This is a genomic window from Thermosynechococcus sp. QKsg1 (genome assembly GCF_031586415.1).
Lineage (GTDB): Bacteria > Cyanobacteriota > Cyanobacteriia > Thermosynechococcales > Thermosynechococcaceae > Thermosynechococcus.
Map to the genome: position 1 here is coordinate 1,721,548 of NZ_CP134200.1, position 24,760 is coordinate 1,746,307.

Sequence of the window (24,760 nt, forward strand, 5' to 3'; positions counted from 1 at the left end):
GATCGGGTTACATGAAGGCTTGGCGATGAATCGCTTGTAGGGCTTGGTATTCAGCAGTTTTGCCAAGACGGCGCAGCGATCGCAACCGCTGTTCAATGAGCATGCGCGCATCAGTTCGACTAATCGATTCAAACGCCATCCCCGTCGGCCGCTGGTTGACGATAAAGAAAAGCCGCTGGGCATACAACGTTGTAAAGAGTTGCCGATGCTCATCAATAGGGCACACCCCATAAAGCAAGCCAAAGGTGGGGTGATTGAGATACTGCTCAGCGGTCATCGAGGGTTTCATTAGTAGAGAGAATCTACCTCGCAAAAGGATCGTGACAGGTCAACACGGCAAGGGTGGCTTGTGAGGGGCAAAAACAGAAGAAAACCGCAAGTGGCGGCTAAAATAAGTAAAACATTTAACTGAAAACTTTTCAGATCATACTAAACCCTTTCCTCCTCTATGACGCGCTCCCTTCCCCCCTTTTGGCCCAGTGTGTTTCACCGCTGTGGTGTGATCTTTTTTGGCACGCTGACGTTTTTTTTCACGTTGGGGGTGGTGGGCTTCAGTGCCACGATCTTCTTTGCCCTCCTCGGAGTCTTGTTGGCACCTGCTAGTGAAACCAGTCCCTACGAGCACGTCAGCGGCAAGGAGAGCAGTCGCGATCGCATTCTCAGAATTGACATTACTGGGCCAATTTTCGGTAGCCCGCAAAACGAAGAAGATAGCTTCTTTGCGCCCCTTGTCGGTGTCACCTACGGCTATGAAGTGCAGCAGCAGTTGGCAGAGGCCGCTAAGGACGAAACGATTAAGGCCGTCTTTGTTAATATCAGCACTCCCGGCGGCACGATCTTTGGCTCCCAGGCGATCGCCGAAGGTATTAGGAGCTACCGCGCAGCCACCCAAAAACCGGTCTATGCCTTTATTGAGGGCATTTCTGCCTCCGGTGGCGTTTGGGCTATGGTGACAGCGGATCGGATCTACGCTGATCACGGCAGCATGATTGGCAGTATTGGCATTCTCGGCCCTAGTGTTTTCTACTACGATCGCCCCACCAGTCTCGATAATGGCCTATTGATGGGAGGCGTTACTGCCAACAGTATTGAAGAACGGACACTGAGCGCCGGTCGTAGCAAAGATATTGGCAATCCCTTCCGTCGCCTCACCCCCCAAGAAATTGAGGTCTTCCAAGCCGGCCTTGAACAGGAGTACAGCAAGTTTATTAATCATGTGGCGCAGGCACGGGGCATTGATCCCAGCGTTATTCGCAACGAAATGGGTGCGATGATTTTCAGTAACGAGCAGGCGCAGCGCTATCGCCTCATTGATGGCACCCGCAGCCGTCCAGACACCCTCAGTGCCCTTGCTAGTGCTGCCAAGCTCAAGGAAGGAGAGTATGCGGTCGTACGTTTTCGGCGCGATCGCTCCCCTTTGATCAATCAACTCTTTGGCATTCAGTCACCTCCCCCAGCACCAGAAACCCAGCAGGTGTGGAAACAAGAGCAACTGTGTGCCCTCAGCCAATTGCGCGCCCTTGCCTACTATGGTTCCCTGTCGTGCCGTCCCCAGTGATGCGTTTCGATATTATTACCCTCTTTCCAGAGTTCTTTGCCTCCCCCCTCAGCAGTGGCTTAATGGCCAAAGCCTTGGCACGGGGGATTGCCGAGGTCGTCCTGACCAATCCGCGTGACTTTAGTACTGATAAGCACCAGCGGGTGGATGATGAACCCTACGGGGGGGGTGTGGGCATGGTGATGAAGCCTGAACCCCTCTTTGCGGCGGTGGAATCGCTGCCCTCCTTGCCCCGCCGTGAAGTGATCTATGTCACCCCCCAAGGGCAACCCCTGACCCAACAGCACCTCTGGCATTGGTCGCAGGAGCGAGATCAACTGGTGATTCTCTGTGGTCACTATGAGGGCGTGGATGAGCGGGTCGTCGAGCATTTGGTGACCCAAGAGATCTCCATTGGCGACTTTGTTCTCACTTGTGGGGAAATTCCAGCTCTGGTGATTCTCAATGGTGTGCTGCGACTGCTGCCCGGCACGGTGGGCAAAGCGGCTTCCCTGCATCAAGACAGTTTTGAGGACGGTCTATTGGACTATCCCCACTACACTCGACCCGCAGAGTTTCGGGGGTGGACGGTACCGCCGGTCTTACTTTCTGGTCACCATGGGGAAATTGCGGCTTGGCGGCGGGCACAGCAAATTGAACGCACTCACCAACGCCGCCCAGATCTGTATGCGCGCTGGCTGGCTCAGCAGGAAGCCACACTCAAAACCAAGGAAGGAGAATAGGAAATTACTTTATACTTCTTAAGAAAATCAGTTATAAATCAGTTATATGTCAAAAAAAAATAATAGCAAGTACCATCGTAATTATTACGAATATGTAATCAGAAAGCTGCTGCGGTTAGCTTTAGTCAGGAGCCCCAGTAACTTCCTACGATTAATCCTATGGATAGTTTGTTCCCCACTTTCCTAAGGCCTGCCACCCCCAATGCCAGTGGCGGTGCAGCTCCAATGATCGACCTATTAGGTGGAATGGGGGAAAGTGATGGGGAGCCCTACCTAACAGCAATCCTAGAGGCGTTACCGATTGCTGTGGCTCTTGCTGATCCTGCGGGGGAAATTTGCTACATTAACCCCTTTGGCCGAAGGCTCTTGGCGGTGACGGATCCCCAAGTGGCGGCAGCCGACATTTGGGCAAATCTGCAGGTTTATTACTGCGGTAGCGATCGCCCCTACCCCAAGGAGGAGTTGCCCAATAGGCAAATCCGCCAGCGTTTAGAACCCTGTTCTGTGGGCGTAGATCTGCTGTTGAGCGATCGGCGATTAACCCTAGCAATCCAAGCCCGCCCCATTTTTGATCCCAGCAGCAATCTGCAGTGTATTGTGCTCACGTTTCAGGACATTACTGGGCGCCAACCTCAGGAAACACAGCCCCAAGGGCTTGCCTGTTCTCGTCAGCAGCAGCCCGATTCTGGGCAGTGTGACTCCGGCATCTTCCAAGACCAAGGTGATTTTCTTTTATTCCTGCACCCAGATACCACCATCCTATTTGCCAATGAGGCCTTCTGCCGCTTCTTTAACTGTTCTGCTGCTGAAGTCATTGGTCGCCCCTTAGGGGAGTTGGTCTGCTGTGAAGATGCCGTCTGTTTCCAAGCACAGGTGATGCAGCTTACGCCCACTGCGCCCCTATTTACCTGCGAAAGTTGCCTACCTCATCCCCAAAAAGGGAGTCGCTGGATCCAGTGGCTGAATTCAGGGGTTTTTACGGCTGATGGTTCCCTCAGTGGGATTCAATCCGTCGGCCGAGATGTTACTGCGCTCAAAAATCAATTACTGCGTGAGCAGGCTCTCAATCGGGTCATCCAAGCCCTGCGCAATTCCCTTGACCTTGAAACCATCTTTGGCACCGCTGTGCGGGAAATTGTGGAAATAGGGCTGGGATGGGATGCCTGTGTGGTTCGCTACCTTCCGGAAAGGCAGGTGTGGCAGCCGGTTGCCGAATATCACAGCGATCCCAATACCCCCCAGTTTCTGGGCTTTGAAATCCCAGATCAGGACAATCCCTTGGCCACACGGCTGAAGGCAGGAGAAGTGGTTGCCATCGCCGACACCTGCCAACTGACCGATGCAGTGAATCGAGCCCTTGCGGAACAATTGCCGGGGGCATGGTTACTGGTGCCTTTGATTGTTAAAGAGCGCCCTTGGGGCAGCCTGAGTTTGTTTATGCCGCACCAAACCCATACGTGGTCAGAAGTGGAAATCAATTTTATGCGTACCATTGCCACCCAACTGGAGGTGGCGGTTTACCAAGCCAATCTATACGCCCAAGCCCGCAAAGAACTGGCTAAACGTTCCCGTCTGGCTGCGGCATTGCGCAAGAGTGAAGAACGGTTTCGCTTGACGGCTCTTCACCTCCCTGGTGCCCTGTTTCGCTATGAACAGTACCCCGATGGTCGCAATCGGGTATTTTATCTGAATCCAATGTGCGAACGTCTTTGGGGCATCCCCGCGGCGGTGGCCGCTGAGGATGGTGAAAGTTTGTGGCAGCTGGTGCATCCAGAGGATCGGGAAGCCACATGGCAATCGGTTCTCTGTTCTGCGGCAAATTTGACGCCATGGTTTTGGCAATGGCGCATTATTCATCCCACCAGCGGTGAAGTGCGCTGGCTAGAGGGTGCCGGACAGCCCACACTGGCGGCTAATGGGGTCGTGGTCTGGTACACCGTGATGTTGGATGTCACTGAGCGCCATTTGGCCGAAGAGCGCCTCAAGGAGCAGCAGGCCCAGTTAGAGGTGGCTATCCGTGCTTCCAAGATTGGCTTTTATTTTCATGACCTCTCTACAGGAACCATGCTTGTTTCGCCGACCCACAGGGCACAGCTGGGCGACCTACCTACGGCTGAAGCGTTCAGTTGTGCAGATTGGCAGGAGCGACTGCACCCCGAGGATCGCGATCGCGCCCTTGCGGCCTACGAGCAATTTCTGCGCGGTGAAGCGGACTATGACATTGATTTTCGCCTGCGCCACCGGGATGGTAGCTACCGCTGGTTCCACAGCAATGCCGTGTTAATTCGGGATGCCCAGGGTCGCCCCTGTAAGGTGGTGGGTACCCATATTGATATTACCGAACGCAAAGCTGCTGAACTGGCGCTGCGCGAAAGCGAAGAACGCTATCGACTGCTGGCGGAAAACATGACCGATATTGTGTGCCTTTTAGATCGCGAGGGTCGGTGTTTGTATGTTAGTCCCTCCTATGAAACCCTCTTGGGTTGGTCTTCTGGGAGGCTCATTAGTCAGCATTTTACGCAATTGTGCCATCCCCAAGAGCGATCGCGGGTCAAGCAGGAACTGCAACAGATGATTCAGCAGCAGCGGTTTTGGCCCATCACCCATCGAGCTTGGACAGCGAATCGGGAGTTGCTCTGGCTAGAAACCCTCTTCAAGCCCCGCTACGACAGTCAGGGACAATTGCAACAGTTGCAGACCAGTTCCCGCGATGTCACCAGTCGGGTACAGGTGCAATTGCAGCTAGAGCATGAGGCCTATCACGATCCCCTGACAGGGTTGCCCAACCGCCTCTACTTCATGGAGCAGTTGGCAGCCACAATTGCCGCAGCTCAAAGCAATCCTGAGCTTCACTATGCGGTGCTGTTTTTGGATGTGGATCGCTTTAAGGTGATCAATGACAGCCTCGGCCATGCAGTGGGCGATCGCCTGCTCATTGCCTTTGCCACTTTGCTGCGGCGTCTCATCGAAAATAGGCATATTGTGGCTCGCCTCGGCGGAGATGAGTTTGTGATTTTGGCAACCGCTTTACCTCACTTGGAGAGTGCCATTGCCCTTTGCGAGCAAATTACCCGTTGCCTCCAAGAACCCTTGGTCGTAGAGGAGCGGCAAATTTTCCTCAGCAGTAGTATTGGTGTGGTCTTTGCCCAAAACGACTATGAAACGGCTTTTGCTGTCCTCAGGGATGCCGATATTGCCCTGTATCAAGCCAAGGCTCATCCCACAAGACGCTACGCCATCTTTAATGCCCAGATGTACGAACAGGTGCTAGAGCGCCTCCACCTTGAACACGATCTGCGCCATGCCCTCAGCCATGGAGAACTGCAGCTGTTTTATCAGCCCTTTTTTAATTTGGCGGATCAACAACTGGTGGGCATGGAAGCCTTGGTGCGTTGGCAACATCCTGAACGGGGACTGATTCTGCCGGGTGCTTTCATTTCAATTGCTGAGGATACGGGGCTGATTGTTGACCTTGACAAGTGGGTTCTGGAGCAGGCTTGTCGACAGTTTTGGTTGTGGCAACAGCAGTCCCAAGTAGCAGCCAACGCGATCCTGAGTGTGAATGTCTCGGCCAAGACCCTGAAGCATCCCAGTTTCCGCCACCACCTTAGCCGCGTTCAGCAACAGTATCCCCTGGGCAGAGGACAGTTGGTTCTAGAACTCACCGAAAGCATCGCCCTTGAGTTGGGCAGTGAAATGCTGCGTCTCCTAGAATCACTGCGGGAGCACCATATTGAAATTAGTATTGACGATTTTGGAACGGGCTATTCCTGCCTGAGCTATCTCCACAGCCTACCGATTCACCATCTAAAGGTGGATCGCGCCTTTGTCCAGCAATTGGAAAACAACCAACGCAACCTCAAAATTACCAAGATGATTTTAGTCCTTGCTCAGGAGTTGGGCTACCGCGTCATTGCCGAAGGGATTGAAACCCACGAGCAACTGCACATCCTGCAGCGACTGGGGTGTGATTATGGTCAAGGGTATCTCTTTGCCCGACCCATGCCTGCTGAAGCCCTCGCATCCCTCCTGAAAGCCCACTAAAATATTGGCATGGCTGTTTTCCGTGGGACGTGGCTGGCAACGCCGACGCCACAGTTTTTTCTTTGGGCAGAAGAATGGCGATCGCTCACTCAGGCAATCACGCCTTGGGTTCCGACTGCTGTGCCTGTTTATCCCTATGCCACCCAACTGAAGACCCCTCCGCTTGTCAATGCCGATCCGAGTGTTGCCTATGCTGCTTTGCCCGCACAGATTCAGGAGCATCACCTGTTACCGCCTCCCCTAGCGGAAGTCAACGGCGAACCGCTGTTTCTCTGGCAGGTGCCGGGTTGGGCGATTCCTGCCTCAGGGGTTTTAGAGCAACTACATCAACTGGGTCTTCAGGGTCGCGAAAGCGCTGCTATTGGCGATGATCTGCGCTATTGGCTGCACGTTAGTCGCTGGTTACTGGATTTAATTGTGCGCGGCCAATACTTGCCTACGGCTGAAGGGTGGCGGATTCTGCTCACCCACGGGGGCGATCGCGATCGCTTTCGCCAATTTAGCCAACGGATGCCGCATCTGTGTCGTTGTTACCAAGGGGATGCCACGGCGCTGCGGTTTCCGCCCCATGCCACCGATCTATTGGCGGATTTTTTACACCACACGTTGCAGGGCTATCTCCACGCTGTCCTCGCCTCCCTAGAGCTGCCCAAAGTGGGCTTAGCCAAAGCCCACAGCCACTGGCTGACTTTCCTCAAAACAGGGCAAGCAACGGAACTGCCGCCTTCTTTTGTGGAACGGCTCCAGCGTTGGCAAGAACCCTACCGCGAGCAGTTGGATCTGCGCCCCCAATGGCGCTTGGCACTGCAACTGGTTCCCCCGGCCACCGCTGATGGTGACTGGTACTTGGCCTTTGGCCTACAAACGGAGGGCGAAACGGAAACGATGCTGGCGGCGGCAGAGATTTGGCAATGTACGCAAGAGTCCCTCCTCTATCACGGACAAGTGCTCTGGCAGCCCCAAGAAACCCTGCTGCGGGGACTGGGTTTGGCCTCACGCATTTATCGTCCCCTCGATCGCAGTCTCCAAGAACCCTCCCCTGTGGGTCTGACGCTGCAAACCACGGAAGTTTATGCCTTCTTGCAAAGTGCCATTCCGCTCCTTGAGCAGCAGGGGGTTGCGATTATTCTGCCGCCGAGTTTGCGCCGCAATAGCGCCCAGCATCGCTTGGGTCTGAGGATGATTGCTTCATTGCCGCCCACCGCCACCAGCGGCTTGAGTATTGAGAGCTTGATGCAGTTTCAGTGGCAATTACAGTTGGGGCAGCATCCCCTCTCGGAAGCAGATTTTGATCAACTGCGCCGCCAAGAGAGTCCCCTTGTTTATCTCAATGGTGAGTGGGTGCTGCTGCGTCCCCAAGAGGTCAAGGCCGCTCAAGAGTTTCTCCAGTCTCCCCAAAAGACCCAGCTCTCCCTTGCCGATACGCTGCGCATTGCCACCGGGGATACGGTGACGGTGGCCAAGTTACCCATTCTCGGCCTAGACGCCAATGATGCTCTTCAGGCACTACTCGATGGCCTCACGGGTAAACAAACCCTTGATCCAGTGCCGACACCGCAGGAATTTTGTGGTGAACTGCGTCCCTACCAAGCGCGAGGGGTGGCGTGGTTGAGTTTCTTGGAACGCTGGCGGTTGGGGGCTTGCTTGGCCGATGATATGGGCTTAGGGAAAACGATTCAACTGTTGGCCTTTTTGCTCCATCTCAAGGAAGCAGGACGTGCCTACCGACCGACACTGTTGATCTGTCCCACCTCGGTACTGGGCAACTGGCTACGGGAGTGCCAAAAATTTGCACCGACATTGCGTGCCTACGTCCACCACGGCAGCGATCGCCCCAAGGGCAAGGCATTTCTGAAAAAAGTCGAAACTCACGATCTGATTCTCACCAGTTATGCCCTTCTCCAGCGCGATCGCACCACCTTGCAACAGGTGTCATGGCAGCATCTGGTCCTCGATGAAGCCCAAAACATCAAGAATGCCAACACCCAGCAGTCCCAAGCGGCACGGGAACTCTCCGCCCAGTTTCGCATTGCCCTGACGGGAACCCCCCTAGAGAATCGTCTCCTTGAACTCTGGTCGATTATGGACTTTCTGCATCCGGGGTACTTGGGCAATCGCACCTACTTTCAGCACCGCTATGTGCGACCCATTGAACGCTATGGTGACACTACCTCCCTCAACGCCCTGCGCACCTACGTTCAGCCCTTCATTCTACGGCGGCTCAAAACTGACCGCAGCATTATCCAAGACCTGCCCGAAAAACAGGAGATGCTGGTCTATTGTGGCCTCACCCTAGAGCAGATGCAGCTTTACAGTGCGGTGGTGGCAGACTCCCTTGCTGCCATTGAAAATAGTGAAGGTATCCAGCGGCGGGGGAATATCTTAGCCACCCTCACCAAGCTGAAGCAAATCTGTAACCACCCGGCGCAGTATCTCAAGCAGGAAGACTATGCCCCCGATCGCTCGGGTAAATTGCAACGCCTCATAGAAATGCTGCAAGAGCTTCAGGAAGTGGGCGATCGCGCCCTTGTCTTTACCCAATTTGCCGAATTTGGCACCCACCTGAAAACCTATCTCGAAAAGGCGCTACAGATGGAGGTCTTTTTCCTGTCGGGACGCACCCCCAAAGCCCAGCGAGAACTCATGGTGGAACGCTTTCAGCACGATCCTGAGGCACCCACGGTCTTTATTCTTTCCTTAAAAGCGGGGGGCGTGGGCTTAAATCTCACCCGTGCCAATCATGTCTTTCACTACGATCGCTGGTGGAACCCTGCCGTTGAAAATCAGGCCAGCGATCGCGCCTTCCGCATTGGCCAAGCCCGCACTGTCCAAATCCACAAATTTGTCTGCACGGGTACCCTTGAAGAAAAGATCCACGAGCAAATTGAGCAGAAAAAAGCGCTTGCGGACATGATTGTGGGCAGTGGCGAACAGTGGTTAACCGAACTCAATCTCGATCAACTGCGGCAACTGCTCACCCTGGACAAAGAGCGGGTGATCACACTCTAGGCCATTGCCCACTGGGATGCCTGCTCACCGCGTAGGAGGCGAATTTGGGCGATCGCGAAAATGGTGGGAATAATGCGCGCATAGTTGGTGGAAATGGCACGCCAACCCAAGTCGGCAATAAACCACACCCACAAAGCTGTACTGGCAAAGGCTAAGACGCTGCGACCGAGGGCAAATTTAGCGGCTCCCACGGCAGCGCCCCGAGACACCAAGGGAGTGATGGAGAGCTTGTACCCAGCAAAGTGAATGGCAAATTGACGAGCCACCTGCTGCACCACCATGGAGCGGACAACAGAACTGATGGCGATCGCTGCGCCTCCCTCTAGGATCAGGCGTACAGTTTCCATGGAAATCGGGTGGCCGTTGCGCAGTTCGGGCAAGCTATCTTGGATTTGGGCGGCCAAGACCTTGCGATCCTCATCCCCCAGCTTTTTCCACATCCGCTGCAACACATTCAAGAAGATTTCCATTTCCAGTTCGGGGACTGTCCAACTGGGGGAAAACTTAATTTTCAGATAGCGACAGACCCGCATCAACGTTTGCCGATAGCTGATTTGCTGTGCTTTGCCCTTGAGCACCGTCAGACCATCTGCCGCCAAAAAGCGAAACCGCTCCTCAATATCATCCAGCCATGCTTGGCGATCCTGAGCTTGGACGGCAATGGGATCCGGCGTTGTGAGATAGTCCAAGGGATTGAGTCGACGACGAAACAAAATTTCGGTTAGGTCTTGCAACTCCTCCTCCGTCGCCAATTCCAGCGCAGCCCGTAGCTCGTTCATGGGGTTCTCGCTCCAGCAGCAGCACAATAGAACATGATGATTCTTCACCCCTGATTATAGGGATTCAGGCTGAAATTGTGGTACAGCCCTTTTCACAAGAATGGGAGATGCGCCACTATCCCAGAAAAGCACGGTTCGGACAGTACAATACAAAAGAGTAGCAGGCTGGCAAAATAAAAAGCTATGGATTTATTAACCCTAGAAGGTTGGCTCGATAACAGTGCCTTTGCGGTGCTTTTGATCACGATGTTGCTCTACTGGTGTGGGGCAGCGTTTCCCCAATGGCCTGTTCTCACGGCTGCGGGTCGCACGGGGATGGCGATCGCCAATCTCTGTATTACGGGCCTGCTGGCGGCGCGTTGGATTGAGGGGGGCTACTTTCCCATCAGCAATCTCTATGAATCCCTCTTTTTCCTGTGCTGGGGTTTGACAGCCATGCACTTTGTCGCCGAGTCCATCAGTGGCCAGCGCCTTGTGGGGGTTGTTACTGCACCCGTTGCCATGGGAATTACGGCTTTTGCGGCTCTCTCGCTCCCCCCGGAAATGCAACAGTCAGCGCCTCTGGTGCCTGCCCTGAAGTCCAACTGGTTAATGATGCACGTCAGTGTGATGATGCTCAGCTATGCCACCTTGATGGTGGGGTCACTGCTGGCGATCGCCTTCCTAGTGGTCACATGGGGCAAACCCGTCAGCCTTAAGGGCAGCTCCGTGGGCACAGGCAGCTTCCGCAGTCGCACGCCAGAACCTTCCTTAGAACCCTCGACTGGGGGCGGCGGCACCACGGTACTGACCCAACCCACCCTGCAATTGAGTTTGCAACGCCTCACCTTAGCTGAGACCCTCGATAACTTGAGCTACCGCATGATTGGTCTTGGCTTCCCACTGCTAACCATCGGCATTATCTCTGGGGCAGTATGGGCAAATGAGGCTTGGGGTGCCCCTTGGAGTTGGGATCCCAAAGAAACTTGGGCACTGATTGTCTGGCTGGTGTATGCAGCTTATCTCCATGCCCGCATGACCCGCGATTGGCAGGGACGCAAGCCCGCGATTCTCGCTACCGTTGGTTTTGGGGTGGTCTGGGTCTGCTACTTAGGGGTGAACCTACTGGGGAAAGGCCTACACTCCTACGGTTGGTTCTTCTAGTCGGTTATTGCAAGTGTGGGGCATCTACCACGCCCGCCTGCATACCACCTTAAAAACCCAACAATGGCTCCCTGTGGGGTCACGCATCCTCATTGCTCTGTCGGGGGGTCAAGACTCCGTTTGTTTAACGCGCCTGCTACTGGATCTACAGCTCCACTGGCAGTGGTTTTTGGTGGCTGTTCACTGTGATCACCGCTGGCGGGCAGATAGCGCTGCCAATGCAAATTTTGTCCAAGCGCTAGCGCAGCAATGGCACCTGCCCTGTGAGGTGGTGAGTGCGCCGCCGCTGCCGAAAACTGAGGCTGCAGCCCGTTCATGGCGTTACCAAGTCTTTGAGACCGTGGCCAAGGCTCTGAATTGTACCCATGTGGTGACCGCCCACACCCAGAGCGATCGCGCCGAAAGTCTCCTACTACATCTACTGCGCGGCACCAGCCCCGATGGCCTAGCCACCCTCTTACCTAGCCGTGCTTTGGGTGCGATTCAGTTAGTACGTCCACTCCTAGGGATGACGCGAGCGGAAACGGCTGCCTTTTGCCAAACCTACGGGTTACCCGTCTGGCAGGATGCAACGAACCACCATCTCAACTATCGCCGCAATCGGCTGCGTTTGGAGTTAATTCCCTATCTGCAAGCGCACTTTAATCCGAATGTGGAAGAGGTGCTTGCCCAAACCGCTGAACTGCTGGCTAGCGATCGCGCCTATTTCGAGGCTGAGGTGGAGCGTCTTGCCCCCACCGTGATCCGCGAGCATCCCCCTGCCTTGGAGCGGCTGCGCCTACGGGAATTGCCCCTTGCGCTGCAACGCCGCTTGATCCAGCGATTTTTGCGTCAGCACCTGAAACGGGGCATTGATTTCAGCCTAATTGAAGCGGTGCGTCCTCTGATCACGGCAGGTAATGGCAGCCAAACCTCAACGCTGCCGGGGGGGTACCACCTGCGGGTCTGTGGTCAGTGGCTTGAACTGATCAGACCAACGGCACCACCGCCTGAATCTGTTCCTGCGGATCAAGGGGAGCGATCGCCACCCCCACCGCCTCTTTATTGAGGATGGGGATCTCTTCGCCGTTGGTGATCCAGGCTCGCTCTTGGTTCGTCACCAGTGCCAGGGGGCTACCGCCACGGCCAATGCCCGCCAAGCGATCCGCTTTTTGCCGCAGGGGCATCGCCAACTGGCCTAAATGACCAAGGGGCACAACTTCCATTAGGGGCAGCGGCACTTGTTTACCAAGGCCTGAAGCAGTAATGAGGATCACATTCTCCGGTTCCGACAGGGCGATCGCCCCCACCAAGGTTTCTTGCCCACTGAGGCGCACCGCCGCTTGACCTTGATTCAGCCGCCCTAAAGCAGGAATGTCGGGGATGAAAAAGTGAAAGACCCGCCCCCGCGAGGTGGCCAACACTAAGTGATCCGTATCTGCAGGCAGTACCCAACCGAGGGCATCCCCCGCCTTGAGTTTCATCAGTTGCAGACCGCGCCCGCTCAGGTCTTGCAGATCTGAGATTGGAATGACCTTAATGCGGCCTTGGCGCGTCAGCAAAATCAGCTTCTCTGCTGGGGCTTGACTGGGCAAGACCGTCAGGAGGGTTTCCCCTTGCGCCGACTCCGGCAAGAGAGTCAGTAGGGGTTGACCGCGATCGCTCTCACGGCGGCTGCTAACGGGTAATCGCTCTAAGGGCAGCGGATAGACCTTGCCACTTTCCGTAAACACCCACAGGCGATCCCTAGCCTGTACCGAGAAGGCCAAAGGCAATGGCTCTGACCACGGTAGCCACGTTTGCAATTGGAGACTCCCCCGACTGCGCTGGGACAGACAGCGCCCGTAACCGCGATGGTTCACTTCGACCCAGAGGGGCGTATCGTCACAATCATTGGTCTCCACGGGGGTGGGGAGCGGCGGCGCTGCCGTGAGGATTTGAGTGCGGCGGGGATCGGCAAAGGCTTTCTTTAACTGCCGCAATTCTTTCTTCAGTGCCTTGAGGCGCTCAGGACGCTGGCTAATCAGGGTTTCCAACTGGGCAATCCGCGCTTGTAGCTCCGCCTGTTCCCGTTCCAGGTCTTGGCGCTCCTGTTGGGTGAGGCGGCGTAGGGGCATGGCAATCAGGGCACTGGCTTGGCGATCGCTCAAACCCAAGCGGGTCATCAATTCCCGCTGGGCAGTACTGCCATCCGCTGCCGATCGCAAAATCTCAATCACCTGATCCACGGCATTGAGGCCGATTAAGAGTCCCGTCACCACATGCTGGCGGGCTTGAGCCGTTTCGAGATCATGGCGATATTGCCGTAGCAGGGTCTGCTCGCGAAATTGAAGAAACTCACTGAGAATCTCCTTGAGGGAGAGTTGGCGGGGTTGATTGCCCACCAGTGCCATCAAGTTGATGCCATAGGTCACTTGTAGTGCGGTTAGGCGGTAGAGTTGCTCCAAGAGTTGTGCCGCTGAGGCATCCCGCTTCAGTTCAATGACCACCCGCAGCCCCTCGCGATCGCTTTCGTCCCGCAGATCGGCAATGCCCTCAAGGCGACCTTGATTCACCAAATCCGCCACCTTCTCAATCCATGCCGCCTTATTCACCTGATAGGGTAGCTCTGTCACCACAATGGCTTGGCGACGGTGGCGGCCGCGTCCGGGCTGAATATCCTCAAGGGTGGCCACCCCCCGCAGGGTGATCGTCCCTCGACCCGTGGCGTAGGCGCGCAGCAATGCTGCCCCATCCACAATCACACCCCCCGTGGGAAAGTCCGGTCCCGGCAGGTGGGTGAGCAGTTCTTCTAGGCAGAGATGGGGACGGTCAATAAGCGCAATCAGAGCATCCACCACTTCCCCCAGATTGTGGGGTGGAATGTTTGTGGCCATGCCCACAGCAATTCCCGTTGCGCCATTCAACAGCAAAATTGGCAGTTGCGCCGGCAGCACCAAGGGCTCCTCTTGGGAACTGTCAAAGTTGGGGACAAAATCCACAATGGCGTCGCTGATATTCTCCAGTAGCGTGCGGTGGGCGATCGCTGCCAAGCGCGTTTCCGTATAGCGCATTGCCGCCGCAGGATCATCATCAATGGAGCCAAAATTGCCATGCCCTGCCAAGAGGGGATAGCGACTGCTAAAGGGCTGCACCAAGCGCACCAGTGCCTCATAGACCGCTTGATCCCCATGGGGGTGATATTTCCCCAGCACATCCCCCACCACCCGTGCACACTTGCGAAAGGGGCGATCGGGCGTCAACCCCAACTCATACATGGCATAGAGAATCCGCCGATGCACTGGTTTTAGCCCATCCCGCACATCTGGTAGTGCCCGCCCCACAATCACACTCATGGCGTACTCCAGATAGGAGCGTTGCATTTCACTGTGCAGTGGTGTTGGGATCACCTGTCCAGAGGTCAGCAAATCCAGTTGTTTGGGCATGATCACGAACGAGCCAAAGGATCATTCCCCACGATACAAGAGTTTTGCGAATTGTAAAGTAAGTTAAGACTCCGTTGGGGTTGCTTCCTCAAGCTTCTCCTTGGTCAGCCGCGCCACTAGTTCCTTAATGAGGATGTAAATGATCGGCACCACAAAGAAACTGAGAAATGTGGCTGCAAGCATGCCACCTGTGACACTTGTTCCCAAGGAGTGACGGGATTTTGCCCCAGCACCCGTAGCAATGACCAGCGGGAAAATGCCCAGAATAAAGGAGATGGCCGTCATCAAAATGGGGCGCAGCCGTTCCTCGGCGGCATTGATCACCGACTTGACAATGGACGTGCCCTTGCTTTCGCGAATTTGGTTGGCAAACTCCACAATCAAAATCGCATTCTTACTGGCGAGGCCAATCAGCATCACCAAACCAATTTGGCAAAATACATCATTACTCAGCCCCCGCAACCACTGTGCCAACAAAGCGCCCATGATCGCCAAAGGCACCGAAAGGATAATGATCAAGGGGTCAATATAGCTTTCGTACTGCGCCGAGAGCACGAGGAATACAAACACGAGACCAAGGCCAAAAATCAACGGTGCTTGGCCTGCGGAGCGGGTGGACTCTAGGGATAACCCCGTCCAGCTATAGCCGATGCCATTGGGGAGAACCTCCTGAGCCAAGGATGCCATTGTCATCATCGCTTGACTATCACTGAGGGGTGGCACATTTTGACCAGTCACCTCCGCCGAACGGAACAAGTTATGGTGATAAATAATCGGCGGTGCCGAGACCTGTTCAATCGTGACGAGATTACTGAGGGGAATGAGCGCATTTTGCTCCGAGCGTACATAGATGCGGTTGATGTCATCGGGATTCGAGCGAAACTGCTTATCCGCCTGCACAATCACTTGGTAACTGCGGGCAAAAATCGTAAATTGGTTAACGTATAACGACCCCAAGTAAATCTGCATGGCATTAAAAATGTCCTTGAGGGGAATCCCCAAGGCAAGGGCGCGGGTGCGATCGACCGTTACATTTAACTGGGGGGCATTAATGGCAAAGGGGGTATTCACTGACACAAGGCCGGGGGTTGCATTGGCTTTGAGGATTAGCTCGTTCACTGAACTCGCAAGGGCTTCAAGGCCGAGACCCTGCTGATCCATCACCTGCATATCAAAGCCGCCAAGGCCGCTGCCACCAAGGTTAATGGTCGGCACATTGGATGCAAACACCACTGCTCCGAGTTCACCCACGACGGCCTTCTGAAACTGGGGCAGCAACTGATCAAGGGTTGGCCGTTGTGACCAAGGCTTGAGACTCGTAAAGATAATCCCCTTGTCTGAACCTGTGCCGAAGAAGCTAAAACCGCCAATGGCAAAGGTATGTTCGACCGCTGGATTTTGGGCGATCGCGTCCGCTGCTTTGAAGACAATATTGCTCGTGTATTCGAGGGACACCCCCTGAGGCGATTGCACAAGGGTAACAAAATAACCTTGATCCTCTTGGGGGACAAAGCCACCGGGAACAATCTGAAACAGCCCGTAGGTCACCCCCAGCAGTGCCACAAAGCCTGCCAGCACCCAGTATTTTAGGCGCACGACCACAGTCAGGTTGCGTTCATAGCCCCGTCGCATTGTATCGAGAAAGCGGTTAATCCAGCGAAACAAAATAAAGTTCGCCATCGGGGGGCGTTCCCGCCGCAGGAGCAGGGCGCACAAAGGGGGAGAGAGGGTTAAAGCATTAAACGTAGAAAGGGCGATCGCAAAAACAATCGTCAAAGCAAACTGCTGATAGAGCCGCCCAGTGACCCCCGGAAAAAAGGCCACAGGGATAAAGACCGCCATCATCACCAACGAGGTGGCAATCAGTGCCCCTGTCACTTCCTCCATCGAGCGACTGGCAGCTTCTTGGGGGGTCATGCCCTCGTCTTCCATCAGGCGAGTGACATTTTCCACGACCACAATGGCATCATCCACCACCAGCCCCGTGGCCAGCACCAGACCAAACATGGTTAAGCTATTGATTGAGAAGTCAAAAGCCTTCATAAAGGCAAAGGTGCCCACCAAGGAAACGGGAATCGTGATCGAGGGAATGATCGTGGCACGCCAATCCTGCAAGAACAAAAAGATCACGGCAATGACAAGGATGATGGCCACAATGAGTGTAATGACCACCTCTTTGATTGATTCCTGTACCGCATCCGTGGTGCTAAATCCCACGCTCCACTTCAGACCGGGGGGAAATTTCTCAGCTAAAACAGCCATCTCCGCTTCGACAGCGCGGGCAATGTCGAGGGCATTGGCACCACTGAGTTGATAGATACCAATCCCAACGGCGTCACGGCCATCAAACTGAAAGTTGGTGTTGTAGTTTTGTGCTCCTAGCTCGGTGCGACCGACATCGCGAATGCGAATCACAGAACCATCGTCGCCGCGCTGAATAATAATGTCGGCAAACTCTTCTTCTGAGGCCAAGCGACTTTGGGCTTGAATGGAAATTTGAAACTCCTGTCCCTCTGGTGCTGGGGGGGCACCAATAATCCCGGCTCCCACTTGGACATTTTGATCGGAGAGGGCACGCACCACATCCTGAGCCGTCAGACCGCGACTGGCTAAGCGATTGGGATCAAGCCAAATCCGCATGGCATAGGTGCGTTGACCAAAGACCTGAACCTGCCCTACCCCCTTCAGACGTTGCAGGGGTTGCACCACGTAGAGGGTCGCGTAGTTACTAATGAATGTGGCGTCGTAGTTGTATCCCTCCTCTGGGTATAGGGCTAAGGCCAAAACAATCTGATTTGTGGATTTCCTGACATTTACCCCAGTGTTGATGACCTCTGGTGGCAGTTGGGAGGTGACTGATGCCACTAAGTTATTGACATCAACAGCAGCAATATTTTCGTCATAGCCCTCAGTGAAGGTGATCGTGATATTGCTGTTGCCAAAGCTGTTACTGCTGGAGTCAATGTAATCCATCCCCTCCACGCCATTAATTTGCGTTTCTAAGATCGTGGTGACATTCGTTTCAACGGTTTCAGCGTTGGCACCTGCATAGTTAGCAGACACCTGAATTGTTGGCGGTGTAACGTTAGGGTAATACTCAATGGGCAGCGTTGGCAGCGCGATCGTCCCCACCAGAATAATCAGCAGAGAACAAACCGTGGCAAAAACCGGGCGCTTAATAAAAAAATCGCTAATCATGCTCTTTTAAGACTCAGGAGTAATGGGCACACCATCGCGCAGGCGCTGAATTCCCGAGACAACAATTTGCTCTCCCGGTTTGAGGCCTTCAAAAACTTGATATCTATTTCCTTGGATTGCCCCTACTTGAATGGGCTTTTGTTTGGCAATCATTTTGCCCTCGGCGTCTTTTTCGGCAACAAAGACAAAGTTTTGGCCGGCAAGATTGGAGACAGCCGTGGTCGGCACCAAAATCCCCGGTTGCTGATCGAGAATAATGCGGGCTTGAATTTGTTGATCGGCACGGAGATTATTCCGCGTATTGTCGTAGAGCGCTTTCACTAAAATGGTTTGGGTATTGTTTGTGGTATTGGGGGCAATGAAAAAGACGGAACTCGTACCGACGACATTGCCATTCATGTCTATTAATTCCACTGGCGTCCCCATCCGAATGCGGGGGATTTGCTCAATGGGCACTTGGATATAGACTTCTAGGGGTTGATTTGAGGTCAGGGTGAGGAGGTCGGTTTGGGGCGTTACAAAATCGCCCACTTTGGGGGGAATATTGCCGACAACACCACTAAAGGGAGCACGCACCTGAAACCAATTCAGGACAACGGCCTGCTGCTGGGCATTGGCTTGGGCAGCCAAGAGGACTTTTTCTAACTGGGCAATGGTAGCCTGTTGGGCACGAATATCCCCCTCGGTTTGTTGGAGTGCTGCTTGGGCAGTGCGAAAGCTGGTGATGAAGGATTGCGCTTGTTCTTTGGAAACAGCCCCTTCTTCAAAGAGTGCTGTATAGCGTTCCGCTTGAATCCGATTGAACTCTACGGTGGCCAGATTGGAGCGGCGCTGGGCTTCAAGGGCGCGGAGGATCGAGCGGGCATTCTCTACATTGGCTTGGGCGGATTGAATCGCAGCTAAGTTGCTGGCCACAACGGCTTGCTGTTCTGAGGGGTCAATGAGAAGGAGGGGCTGACCTTGAGTGACAAACTGGCCGTTTTGAACATTGATTTGCGCAATTCGACCGGAAACTTGGGGTTGTAGCGTGATCGACTCACGGGATTGCAAAGAGGCATTGTAAACAGCGGTTTGCGAAAGGGTTTCCGTTTGAACCGCCGCAAGTTTCACCCGTGCCGCTGGTGGGGGAGCCGTTGCCTTTGGTTGGCCACAGGCGGTAGCGAGGAAGCAAAGACTGCCTAGGAGAGCTGACGTGAACAGTTGCCGTTGCACCATACCTCAGACCTTAAATGTCACCCAGAGTGGGCAATAAATATCCTCAGTCTAGCCTAGGGGCGCCTATGGCGAGTGCTGCTTTGATAATTAGTTTCTGTGTATCTAGGCGAAATAGAGAATAGCTCCTATTGGCACTCCTCCGCTAAGATGTAGAGCAAGGGGCAGGGGGTCATTGCTGGCTCACCTTAGAGGCTAGGACAGTCCTTGCGCCAACCTTTATCAACGACAGTACAGGTACCAGTGGCTCTTACCAAGAAAACACAGCAAGAACAACCCATGATTAATGAGCGCATCCGTTTTCCTCGGGTGCGGGTGGTGGATAGTGATGGTTCCCAATTGGGGATTATGTCGTCCCAAGAGGCGATCGCGATCGCCCGTGAAAAGGAACTTGATCTTGTTCTCGTCAGTGACAAGGCAGATCCACCCGTTTGCAAAATTATTGACTACGGCAAGTTTCGCTTTGAGCAGGAAAAGAAGGCGCGGGAAGCCCGCAAAAAGCAGCACACCTCCGATGTCAAAGAGGTGAAGATGCGCTACAAAATCGAAGAACACGATTACAACGTTTGCATCAACCGCGCCGAGCGTTTCCTTAAGGCTGGAGACAAGGTGAAGGCCACTGTGACCTTCCGAGGGCGGGAAATTCAACACTCCCATTTGGCAGAAGAACTCCTCAACCGCATGGCCAATGACCTGCAAGCGGTGGCCGAAGTGCAGCAGGCACCAAAGCAAGAGGGGCGCAATATGATCATGTTTTTGGCACCGAAGCGGTAATCAATGCTGGGGGGCGTATGTTTGGCTTTCGTCCAGACTCCAAATCTACCCCGCTGGATATTTCAGACCATGAGAAACCCCGTTCGGCACTGCTGCTAGCGATCGCCGCCCTTGTCACGATTCTTCTTTGGCAGATTCCCTTGGGGAACTATCTGCTGTATCCCTTTACAATCTTGGCCACATGGTTCCACGAGATGGGGCATGGCCTGACGGCGATTCTGTTGGGGGGCTACTTTCGCGAATTAGTCATCTATCCCAGTGGTTCAGGATTTGCGCGCTATGGGGGCGAGGTGCTGCTGGGCAATTTGGGACATGGCTTAGTCGCCATTGGCGGACCTCTAGGACCGGCGATCGCTGGCAGTGTCTTTATTTTGTCGAGCCGCTCTCATCGCGCCACAGATATTTGCCTCAAAGCCCTAGGAATAATGATTCTCGCCTCAGTGCTGCTGTGGGTGCGATCGCTCTTTGGCATTGTCTTCATGACGTTGGTGGGGATTGCCATTCTGCTGGTGGCCTATCGCGGCAATCGCTGGCTCAAGGGCATTTCGATTCAATTCCTTGGGGTGCAGGCCTGTATTAGCACATTTCAGCAGGTGGACTACCTCTTTACCTATGCCATGCCGGGGGGGCAGCTTTCCGATACAGGGCTTCTCCAACAGTACCTCTGGCTCCCCTATTGGCTGTGGGGGGCGCTGATTTCTGTGATGACCTTGGGGTTGCTGCTGTGGAGTCTCAAGGTGGCCTATACCCGGTCTAAGTAATGCCCCAGCGGTGTCGCCAACGACTGGTGGATTCACGGTTAGCGGTTTGTTGCTCCGCTTGGCGGCGCGATCGAATCATCTCCGCACTATCCCGCAGGTGCGGATCGCGGTAGGGAATACCCGCGCGGGTTTGCAAATGTTCCTGCTCCATCAGCGACAGGGGAATAAGCTGATCGGCTTGCCAGCGAGCCACGGTTCCCTGTGCCCATTCATGGCTGTGCTGGGGGGCAACAATCGGCAGCGTCCCAAGGTGTAAACCCGCCGCCTGCAAAGCGGCACGAACGGCAGCAGCACGACAATAGGTGGCCAAATGCCCCGCAGGCGCCAAACACTGAGCCACTAGACGCAAAAATTCTACCGTCCAGAGTTGCGGACAGCGCTGCGGTGAAAAGGGATCAAGAAAAATCGCATCTGCTTGGAATCCTTGGCGAACAAGGTCTTGAATGGTTTGGCGGGCATCACCAATTAAAAGCCGTGCCTCACAGGAGGGGGTGGTCACCTGCTGTTGCTGAGCGAGTCCCTCAAGAATCCCTTGAACCGATGCTGGCCAAGGGGGCATGACCGCTAAAGCTGCTTGGGGAACGCCCAGATCCAGTTCTAGACCGATGACGGTGACCTGACAGGTGGGATTGTGCTGCCAAATAACCTCTAACGCAGCGGCTGTGTTGTAGCCCAAACCATAGCAGATGTCCAAAAGGCGCAGATGAGACGCTTGGGCTTTGCGGGGCAGATCGGTGGCGATCGCGAACTTTTCAAAGGCTTCCTGACGCGCTCCCCCAAGACTATGGAACGTTTCGCCAAACTCTGGAGAATAAAACGTAAAAGAGCCGTCTGCTGTGGGTTGGGGTTGCCACATTGAGTGCAAGGCAGCAGCTAAGTTTTGGGAATAGGCCATCACTGGGTTTGCGTGGGGGGCTCTGGTTGGGGGGCAGGTGGTCGGTTCATGGTCACAACGCCAATTCCCGTGATCAAAAGGACAATGACGATGCCGCCAACAATCAGTAACCAAGGGGGAGAGGATTTAGGGGCGGGTGCTGACTCTGGGGTAGCATTGGCTGGCAGCGATGGGGGCGTGGCATTAAATTCCGTTTCTTCTTCTGCACCTTCCTCAGCTTGGGTAATCGTTGAGGTCATGGGCACGGCCTTAATGCTGTGATAGTTGACGCTCTTCAAATACTTAATAAACTCCGCCTCGCCCATGGACACAGTGGCATAGTGCGCCTTAACGGATCCGCCAAAGTTAATTTCATCTCCATCTTTTAGCTCATGGCTTTGCACCCGCTGGCCATTCACTAGGATACCGTTGGCACTGGGCTTACCATCGGCATTCCCATCCACGACGCGATAGCGATAGCCATTTGGTGAGGGAATCCGCAGCAGCAGGGCGTGTTGCCGTGAAACCGTATGACCATGAATCACGATCGCATTGGTGACATCGCGGCCAATGGAGTAGGTTGCCGCATCTAAAGGGATCGTGCGCTTACCCGTTTCATCCTCAATGTTGAGTAGATGGTGCTCACGGTTACCACTCATGGGAACAACTTAGATTAATTGACGATTGCTAATCAATATCTTAGCCTGAGGGCTAGAATTCCCAAAGATACTACAAAAGCTAAGGGCAACAATCATCCCCTCTCAACATCAGGAACTAGAACCTAAACGTGGAGCGCAAAACTCCGACCCCTATTATTTAGATAGAACATTTATCGTTCTAAATAATCAGACTAGCACTCTGTGTCATAATGCCAAAATCAATTTATTCGCAATTTATTCGATCTGTTCGATAATGTAGAGCGATAGGTGAGGCCGATTTTCACCTACGCGGTTTCCTGAGCCACCAAAGGAAAGAGGCGCACAGGGGCTAGGGCTTGCAGTTGTTGACCGAGGCGAAAGGCTTGGGGTTCGTAAAGTGCGAGGGTCAATGTCGCAGGCAGTTGCTGGATAAAGGTGCGCGATCGCGGCAGGGGCAGACCCGTAATCTTGGTGATCAGATTGCCAATTTCTAGGGCAGCTTCCGCGTTGCGAGGATGACCGACCCAAAGCCGCCAGAGACGGCGGGGCGCCATTTTGCCCTGTTCAATGCGCCGTAGGCCATCAATGGTTGCTAAAACAATCAGGCGATCGCCCGCCGTGAGTTGCAGCGTATCACTGGGCAAAAACTGATGACTGATCTCACCGCCGAGGAACTGCTCATGGCGATTGTAGAAAATGGGGATGACTGCATAACCATAGGCCACCTCGCCAATCAACTTGCCCTCAAGGGTGTCGCCGGCAGTAACGGTGTAATCGGCAATCAGTACCGTCTGCTGATCAATTTGAAACAGACCCAACATTGTTTCGCCAAAGGCGGCACCGGCAAAGGCCTCAGCAGCAAGGGCATAGGCACAGAGGGGGCGGGCACGGGGTAGGAGATCCCGCAGATCATTAGTAAGGCTGGGATCATAGATGCCAATGACCAACCCAATGGGGGATTCCCGCTGCTCCGTGGCTTGGCGGGCAATTAGGGCTGCCTCTAGATTCAACATTTCATCAGCAGTGGTGAGAACCACACTTTTGGCGGTCTCCAAATGGGATTGGGGGAGCTTTTCTGGAATGTTGCCAAGGAGCATGGGCAGGTCTTCAAAAAGCTGAGTTTGCTCTGGGTTGTCCACCAGTAGCACGAGGGGTTGACGGAAGGCACGTAGGATTTGCACCACCTGTTGACCAATGCGATCTAAGCCAACAACAATCACGTGATCCGCCGTGGGCAGGGGGGGACGTTTCTTGAGAAAGTCAAACCGCGCTTGCAGCAGCTTTTCCGCCAAAAGTCCCAAGACACCGACAATAAAGAGGAGACTAACGATCGCCACCAAAATACAGACCACCAGCAGCCAAGGGGGAATCGGATCGTTTTCTAGCCCGCCAAAGACATCGCCAAAGCCCCCCAAAAGGAGAATAAAGCCGGCAGCAAAGGCCTTTTGCCATGTGAGTTCGGGGACGTTGTAGCGCAGCAGGATCGCGGTCACAAGCCACAGACCACTGCCCATCCAAAGGCCATTGAAGATCAACTCACGAGAGCGATCGCCATGGATCCACTGCCAGAATTGTTCTACCTGCTCAGGCAGTTGGCGCACCTGCTGAATGAGGCGCTGGATGGGATTGGGGTCAGGGATGGGCAAGGATTTCACCACTTCTACCCGTTCAATCCAAATCGGGCGATCGCCCACCTCAAAGAGTAAATCCGGTGGCCAATGGTTAAAAAGGCGGTGGGGACGAGTCGGCTGGAAGATTGAGGATTGGGAATGGCAGGCGCGAATACTAATCAGGCGTTGGTGACGGCGCTGCCAGCGGTGGGCAGGCGTACCCACGAGGGGACTCTCAGCGGTAATCGTTTGTTGCAACACCCGAAACTGCTGACCCTCAATCGTAAACGCAGCAAGGATATTTTCCTCAAGGGCTGCAAGGGCGAAGGCAGGAGCTGGTAGTTCCGTGGGATTGAGCGCCACAAAGCTCCCCAGTTTTTTCTCTAGAAGGGCGTTGAGATTATCGCGACTAGAGCGCACCACAAGATGGACATCGGGATTTAAGCGCCGAGCCACAATCGCCGTGGCAATATTGGTGGCCTCATCACTCGTAACTGCTAATAAGGTACGACAGCGATCAATCCCAGCCGCTTTCAGAACCGCCTCTTGCCGGCAATCACCGATGATCACAGGTTCACTGAGCAACTCCGTCAACTGCGGAATTTCCCACTCAATGTTGGCGTGGCGTTCAATGGCACGAATCTCTAGGGTCAAATGCTCACCTGCAAAGCGGCGCAGACTTTGGATACAAAATTGCCCCAAACTGCCAAGGCCGCAGATAATAAAGCGATCGCCCGCAGTCGTTTCGCCTATTTGAGTGGCCTGCGGTGTGGCTGAGGCAACAGACCAGGATGTCCACCAGTAGGGAAACGGTTGACGAGGCTCAGCAGCAAAAATAAGAACACTACCCCGTTGCCACTGCTGCCAAAGGGTCTTGCCCCACCTAGATAGGCGATCTAAATCTCTTGGCTCTAAAGTTGTCGATTCAACCCAGATGCTGAGGTGGCGATCGCCGATATCAATGAACCAAGTGGCCTTGCTGCCCAACAGTTGGCGCAGTTGGCGGTCAATGACATCCTCAAGGCTGGCCATAG

Annotated in this window: 16 protein-coding genes; 8 read left to right on the forward strand and 8 right to left on the reverse strand. The window is 54.4% G+C overall.

Annotation, left to right across the window (positions count from 1 at the left end):
• Positions 1 to 7: 7 nt before the first annotated feature.
• Positions 8 to 277 (reverse strand): transcriptional coactivator PipX, encoded by a 270-nt coding sequence (gene pipX / locus RHP47_RS08510; RefSeq protein WP_190278331.1) that lies wholly within the window; start codon positions 275 to 277, stop codon positions 8 to 10.
• A gap of 171 nt (positions 278 to 448) precedes the next feature.
• On the opposite strand from pipX, the gene RHP47_RS08515 reads away from it, so the two are divergent.
• From RHP47_RS08515 to RHP47_RS08530, 4 genes are all read left to right on the forward strand, one after another.
• Positions 449 to 1,558, forward strand: a complete 1,110-nt coding sequence (locus tag RHP47_RS08515) for a S49 family peptidase (RefSeq protein WP_310840238.1) — start codon at positions 449 to 451, stop codon at positions 1,556 to 1,558.
• Complete coding sequence (trmD, locus tag RHP47_RS08520) at positions 1,558 to 2,280, forward strand: tRNA (guanosine(37)-N1)-methyltransferase TrmD (protein WP_149819981.1); 723 nt, start codon at positions 1,558 to 1,560, stop codon at positions 2,278 to 2,280. The genes RHP47_RS08515 and trmD overlap by 1 nt, the downstream gene beginning before the upstream one ends.
• Positions 2,281 to 2,505: 225 nt before the next feature.
• Entirely contained in the window at positions 2,506 to 6,324 is a 3,819-nt protein-coding gene (locus RHP47_RS08525) for an EAL domain-containing protein (protein WP_310840239.1), read from the forward strand.
• 9 nt (positions 6,325 to 6,333) lie between these two features.
• The gene (locus tag RHP47_RS08530) at positions 6,334 to 9,333 is read left to right on the forward strand and encodes a DEAD/DEAH box helicase (RefSeq protein ID WP_310840241.1); all 3,000 of its coding nucleotides are present in this window, start codon (positions 6,334 to 6,336) and stop codon (positions 9,331 to 9,333) included.
• Here the strand turns inward: RHP47_RS08530 and RHP47_RS08535 are convergent.
• Entirely contained in the window at positions 9,330 to 10,112 is a 783-nt protein-coding gene (locus tag RHP47_RS08535) for a YaaW family protein (protein WP_190278036.1), read from the reverse strand. The genes RHP47_RS08530 and RHP47_RS08535 overlap by 4 nt on opposite strands.
• A gap of 183 nt (positions 10,113 to 10,295) precedes the next feature.
• Between RHP47_RS08535 and ccsB the strand changes: the two genes are divergently transcribed.
• Together ccsB and tilS are read left to right on the forward strand one after the other, a co-directional pair.
• Complete coding sequence (gene ccsB / locus RHP47_RS08540) at positions 10,296 to 11,255, forward strand: c-type cytochrome biogenesis protein CcsB (RefSeq protein ID WP_286649528.1); 960 nt, start codon at positions 10,296 to 10,298, stop codon at positions 11,253 to 11,255.
• 13 nt (positions 11,256 to 11,268) lie between these two features.
• Positions 11,269 to 12,303 carry a tRNA lysidine(34) synthetase TilS gene (gene tilS / locus RHP47_RS08545; RefSeq protein ID WP_149819992.1) on the forward strand — a complete coding sequence of 345 codons (1,035 nt, stop codon included), beginning with the start codon at positions 11,269 to 11,271 and terminating at the stop codon, positions 12,301 to 12,303.
• Here the strand turns inward: tilS and RHP47_RS08550 are convergent.
• The 3 genes from RHP47_RS08550 to RHP47_RS08560 all read right to left on the reverse strand — a co-directional run bounded on the left by RHP47_RS08550 (position 12,224) and on the right by RHP47_RS08560 (position 19,072).
• A complete protein-coding gene (locus RHP47_RS08550) occupies positions 12,224 to 14,659 on the reverse strand; it encodes a DNA topoisomerase (ATP-hydrolyzing) (protein ID WP_310840242.1) in 2,436 nt (811 codons plus the stop codon). The genes tilS and RHP47_RS08550 overlap by 80 nt on opposite strands.
• Positions 14,660 to 14,722: 63 nt before the next feature.
• Entirely contained in the window at positions 14,723 to 17,857 is a 3,135-nt protein-coding gene (locus RHP47_RS08555) for an efflux RND transporter permease subunit (RefSeq protein ID WP_149819996.1), read from the reverse strand.
• Positions 17,858 to 17,863: 6 nt separating this feature from the next.
• Positions 17,864 to 19,072, reverse strand: a complete 1,209-nt coding sequence (locus RHP47_RS08560; protein WP_149819998.1) for an efflux RND transporter periplasmic adaptor subunit — start codon at positions 19,070 to 19,072, stop codon at positions 17,864 to 17,866.
• 276 nt (positions 19,073 to 19,348) lie between these two features.
• Between RHP47_RS08560 and infC the strand changes: the two genes are divergently transcribed.
• Positions 19,349 to 19,843 (forward strand): translation initiation factor IF-3, encoded by a 495-nt coding sequence (gene infC / locus RHP47_RS08565; RefSeq protein ID WP_220131114.1) that lies wholly within the window; start codon positions 19,349 to 19,351, stop codon positions 19,841 to 19,843.
• 17 nt (positions 19,844 to 19,860) lie between these two features.
• Positions 19,861 to 20,604, forward strand: coding sequence for a M50 family metallopeptidase (locus tag RHP47_RS08570; RefSeq protein WP_149820000.1), 744 nt, complete (start codon positions 19,861 to 19,863; stop codon positions 20,602 to 20,604).
• Here RHP47_RS08570 and RHP47_RS08575 read toward each other — a convergent pair.
• The 3 genes from RHP47_RS08575 to RHP47_RS08585 all read right to left on the reverse strand — a co-directional run bounded on the left by RHP47_RS08575 (position 20,597) and on the right by RHP47_RS08585 (position 24,758).
• Positions 20,597 to 21,499, reverse strand: coding sequence for a tRNA (5-methylaminomethyl-2-thiouridine)(34)-methyltransferase MnmD (locus tag RHP47_RS08575; protein ID WP_286649531.1), 903 nt, complete (start codon positions 21,497 to 21,499; stop codon positions 20,597 to 20,599). The genes RHP47_RS08570 and RHP47_RS08575 overlap by 8 nt on opposite strands.
• Positions 21,499 to 22,137: an FHA domain-containing protein gene (locus RHP47_RS08580; RefSeq protein ID WP_149820004.1), complete on the reverse strand. Its 639-nt coding sequence runs from the start codon at positions 22,135 to 22,137 to the stop codon at positions 21,499 to 21,501. Before RHP47_RS08580 ends, RHP47_RS08575 begins: the two co-directional genes overlap by 1 nt.
• A gap of 284 nt (positions 22,138 to 22,421) precedes the next feature.
• Positions 22,422 to 24,758: an NAD-binding protein gene (locus RHP47_RS08585; protein ID WP_310840245.1), complete on the reverse strand. Its 2,337-nt coding sequence runs from the start codon at positions 24,756 to 24,758 to the stop codon at positions 22,422 to 22,424.
• Positions 24,759 to 24,760: the final 2 nt, after the last annotated feature.